Origin of the sequence: Bradyrhizobium yuanmingense, from assembly GCF_029167105.1 — a bacterium.
Taxonomy (GTDB): domain Bacteria; phylum Pseudomonadota; class Alphaproteobacteria; order Rhizobiales; family Xanthobacteraceae; genus Bradyrhizobium; species Bradyrhizobium yuanmingense_A.
In genome coordinates this window covers 1-3,994 of record NZ_JARFML010000091.1, presented here as the reverse complement: position 1 = coordinate 3,994, position 3,994 = coordinate 1, and the positions used below count along the sequence as shown (strand labels likewise).

Below are 3,994 nucleotides of genomic sequence, written 5' to 3'. Positions count from 1 at the left end.
GGCTCAACCTGATCGAGGGCTTCTTCTCCAAATTTGCTCGCTCGGTGTTGCGCCACATCCGGGTGACATCAAAACACGAGCTGAAGCAACGCATCATGGCCGGCATCGACGACGTGAACCGCCATCCGGTCATCCACACCTGGTCCTATAAACTCGCCGAGGCCGCCTGATATGATTCGAACCAAGGAAACGCTCGACTAGTGATCGTCTCAATGGATCGGAATGGTTAGCTATATTGCGCGAAACTATAGAAAATCCTTATCGGCTATTGGTCTGAAGGAATGTCAGTGGCCGAGGCGTCATTCATCCAAAACGAACCCCAGCCAGTTCGTCGCCGGCTCGGGGCGACCGAATGGCTTAGCGTCATGGAGTCTCGCATCGGGGGTGGAACGTGCCCTTGAGCCATGCAGAGGAAGCGATATCGATGTCCAATAAAGTTGCCGTCGTCACCGGATCGGCTTCCGGTATTGGCTTGGCCATTGCCCAAAGACTGGCATTGGATGGCTACGCCATCGGCCTGATCGACTTAGATCGAGCGGCATTAGATCGCGCATCAGCTTGCGTCGCTACCCACTCGTCCATTTGCTGTGGATCGGTCACGGAGGAGCGCGACGTCCAGGAAGCCATAAAGAGCATCGCTCAGGAACTTGGGCGCATCGACGTGCTCGTCAACAGCGCGGGCATTTCGTGCAATGCGCCGGCACTGGACCTCACTCTTGCTACTTGGAAGCAGGCGATTGCAGTGAACCTCACCGGCACCTTTCTGTGCTCACGGGAGGCTGCAAAGCACATGATCCCGCAGGGCGGTGGCAACATCATCAACATAGGCTCGATGTTTGGCAGCGTCGCGGGGCTACGGCGGGCGGGATATTGCGTGACCAAGAGCGGAGTCGACATGCTTTCTCGAGTGTTGGCCCTGGAGTGGGCGGATCACAACATAAGGGTCAACACGATTGCGCCGGGCTACGTGAAGACCGAACTTGTGAAAAGCCTCGTTGCCGAGGGCAAGCTCGACGAAAGTGCACTGCTCAGGCGAACGCCGCTACGACGACTAGCAAACGCAACCGAAATCGCGGAGTTAGTCGCATTCGTCGCTTCGGAACGCTCGTCCTTCATTACCGGGCAGACCATAACAATAGACGGTGGCTGGACGGCCAACGGCTACCTGTAGGTCACAAGATCTTCAACGGTTGGATTCCAGGCAAGGATGTAAATGACGGTCTCTCTGGAAAGGCCATGTAACGAACTGTCCCCGACAGCCCGTCGAATCTTTGGCATCGACGGCGACTGGAACTTCGGCATGGTGCGGGAGACGGGCTGGTCGGATGTCGACAGCAACTCCCACGTCAACAATCTGACCTTTTTGAAGTGGTGCGAGGACGTTCGGATACGATACTTCTATGATATTACCGGACATTGGCCAGATATCTCTAAGCATACTCTTGTCGTGCGGTCACTCTCGTTCAACTTCGAACGTGGCCTGCAGCTTGGCGATCGTGTATTCGTCACCGCGAGAACATCGAAGATCGGGACAACAAGCTGGGTGCAGGAGTACGCGGTGTGGCACGGCAATCTTATCGGGAGGGGGGACGCCGTGTGTGTCTTCATAGATGCGACCGGGTCTAAGTCGCCGATCACCTCTCATCTCAAGGGCTGCATCCGGCGAATCGATCGCAATGTGGGGTGAAGCCACATTGCGATGAGCAAATACGGAGCTCTTAAGAAGACTACGGGCAAGTGGTTGATCTTGTAGCGTCGAGCGTACGCTCGATCGGATCTGTGGCAATGCGCGATTCCGTGCTGCGGCCCAGCGAGTGCCCGCTGGGCCCGCGGCAGAGATCGCGCGTTGCAGCGATTGAGGCGCGGCATCGGCAATCGAGGGAATCAGGGCCTTGGCGGAGCTTCCTCTTGCTCTCAACTTATTGCCGATTCTCCTTGCTTAAAGCCGATCTGTTGCTGAGGGGAAGATGCTGAATTTCATCGTCGCGGCGCCGACAATCGATGGAATCCGCTCGGTCGAGAAGCTACCATTCCAGTGAGTTCGAGGAAGATGCGCCCGGCTGGAGCGGTTCACGACAAAGCGTGAGCTTCCAAATAAGGAGGAAATCGTTGTCAGAGCAGGTGCCTCATAAGCTTTCCTACCGTCGCATGAGCCGACGCATAATTCTTCAAGCGTCGGCAGCGCTGTTGAGTGCACCGTTTGTTGCCAAAGCCACCGCAGCCTTCGGGAAGGAAAAACTCGCCGGCGCTGGCGAAGTGGTCGTTTACAGTTATGGCGGCTCGTTTACGGAAAACTTGCGTAAGTCTGTCTCTGACCCCTTTACCAGGGCGACGGGCATCAGGGTTGTCGATGTGACAGCGGATAATGCGGAGCCTCAGATCAAGGCTATGATCGAAGCTGGACGGGTCGACTGGGATATTGCTATTGTCAACGCTTTTTGGCCAGCCTACCTGGATCTGCAGCAGGCCGGCGCGTTTACGCCAATCGACTACAGTCTATGGGAGGACGAGGCGCTTAAAGGAGTGCCGGAATCTGCTCGTCTTAAGGACGCTGTCGTTGCATTCCAAAACGCAAATCTCCTGCTTTATGGTGACCGTGCTTTCCCGAAGGGCGGCCCAAAGAACTGGGCAGACTTCTGGAATGTCAAGGAATTCCCAGGACCGAGGGGGCTCTCAGCCAACTCTACCAATTCTGATTTAGCGTTTGCGCTGATCGCCGATGGCTTTACACAGAAGGGGCCCTGGCGACTGACTGATGATAAGGTCGATCGGGCGCTGAAGAAGCTCGATCAGATTAAGCCGCATATCACCAAGTGGTGGACGGCTGGGGGAGAGCCGATACAGTTGCTCATCAACGGTGAATACGCACTGACGAGTTCGTATGATGGCCGGGCCCTGGCGGCTATCAGGAAAGGGGCGCCGATTCGTCTTGTGTGGGACGGCGCTTATGTAAACGATAACTACTGGATCGTTGTAAAGGGCGGGCCGAACAGCGCAAATGCACAGAAATTCATCGCATTTGTCAATCGGGCCGAAGTGGCGGCGGCCTTTACGCAAGGGACCGCCTTTCCCGGCCCGAACCTAAATCAGCTAAAGTACCTGCCACCCGATCTGGTGCCACTGATCAGTATAAGTCCCGACAACGCGGCGAAGGTAGTCCGGTTCGACGTTCCTTGGTTTTTGGAGAAACGCCCGGACGGCAAGACCAACACGGAATACTTACAGGAGCGTTGGCTGTCATGGCGGGCACAATAATATCCACGCTACCGACGGTCGTCTGAGGCGGCGATCTGTTTGATCAGCTTCCGTTGCGTGAAGATGCTTTCGTTGCTGCCATTGCCGTGAAACAAGGCTCCGTCGACGCAACAACGATGCCTCCGATCAGCTCGATTTCGCGAAATGACAGCACGAAACTGCGGTTCGCAGTTTTCAGCGCTGCCCAGTTCTTCTTGCGCAAATTGGCCATCGTCCCATACCCGGCTTCAAGTTCTTCAACAGCCAGATCAGCTCCAGATAGCACCCAGCTGGCGCGATGACCTAGTCTGGTTGACACAATCGTATAAATACAGCCTCAAACGGTAGGACGGATCGCAGGGCGGCCGCTCCGGGCGCGCTCCAATGTCGAGATCCAGCTTCACAAGATCAAGGATTGGCGCGGTGACGGAGCTGTCGACCGCACGCACTAGTACCCGGAATCAGAGCTGAGTGATACGGCGACCTTTGAAGCGGCGTTGACGGACTTTTTCTTGGTCCAGACAAAGGGTTCGGCTCTGTCGTTGTATGGGTTGACGTAGGCATCGATGTGTTCCTGAAGCTGCTTGAGGCTTGTGAACGAAGTGCCGCTGAGCGACTGCCCCTGTAAGATCGAACCATACTTGACCTGATTGAGCCATGACGCACTTGTCGGCGTGAAATGAAATTGCACGTTGGGATGGGCCTTGAGCCAGCCCTCGTTCTTTTTATGAGTGTTGAGATTGTCGAGGATGACGTGAAG

4 protein-coding genes and 1 pseudogene are annotated in these 3,994 nt (G+C 55.8%); 3 read left to right on the top strand and 2 right to left on the bottom strand.

Annotated features, from left to right (window positions below):
- Positions 1 to 424: 424 nt before the first annotated feature.
- The 3 genes from P0R31_RS40430 (at position 425) to P0R31_RS40420 (ending at position 3,255) form a co-directional block, all read left to right on the top strand.
- A complete protein-coding gene (locus tag P0R31_RS40430) occupies positions 425 to 1,171 on the top strand; it encodes an SDR family NAD(P)-dependent oxidoreductase (RefSeq protein ID WP_275521171.1) in 747 nt (248 codons plus the stop codon).
- A 42-nt stretch (positions 1,172 to 1,213) separates the two neighbouring features.
- On the top strand, positions 1,214 to 1,687 hold the full coding sequence (locus tag P0R31_RS40425; RefSeq protein WP_275521169.1) for an acyl-CoA thioesterase: 474 nt from the start codon (positions 1,214 to 1,216) through the stop codon (positions 1,685 to 1,687).
- 422 nt (positions 1,688 to 2,109) lie between these two features.
- On the top strand, positions 2,110 to 3,255 hold the full coding sequence (locus P0R31_RS40420; RefSeq protein WP_275521167.1) for an ABC transporter substrate-binding protein: 1,146 nt from the start codon (positions 2,110 to 2,112) through the stop codon (positions 3,253 to 3,255).
- Positions 3,256 to 3,298: 43 nt separating this feature from the next.
- Here P0R31_RS40420 and P0R31_RS40415 read toward each other — a convergent pair whose 3' ends face one another.
- A complete protein-coding gene (locus P0R31_RS40415) occupies positions 3,299 to 3,466 on the bottom strand; it encodes a hypothetical protein (protein ID WP_275521165.1) in 168 nt (55 codons plus the stop codon).
- A gap of 229 nt (positions 3,467 to 3,695) precedes the next feature.
- Positions 3,696 to 3,994, bottom strand: a pseudogene (locus P0R31_RS40410) (transposase); the annotation flags it as partial.

Bases quoted from the DNA above. Each gene is read 5' to 3' on its own strand.
- P0R31_RS40430 (WP_275521171.1), top strand. From the start codon at position 425: ATGTCCAATAAAGTTGCCGTCGTCACCGGATCGGCTTCCGGTATTGGC.
- P0R31_RS40425 (WP_275521169.1), top strand. From the start codon at position 1,214: ATGACGGTCTCTCTGGAAAGGCCATGTAACGAACTGTCCCCGACAGCC.
- P0R31_RS40415 (WP_275521165.1), bottom strand. From the start codon at position 3,466: ATGGCCAATTTGCGCAAGAAGAACTGGGCAGCGCTGAAAACTGCGAAC.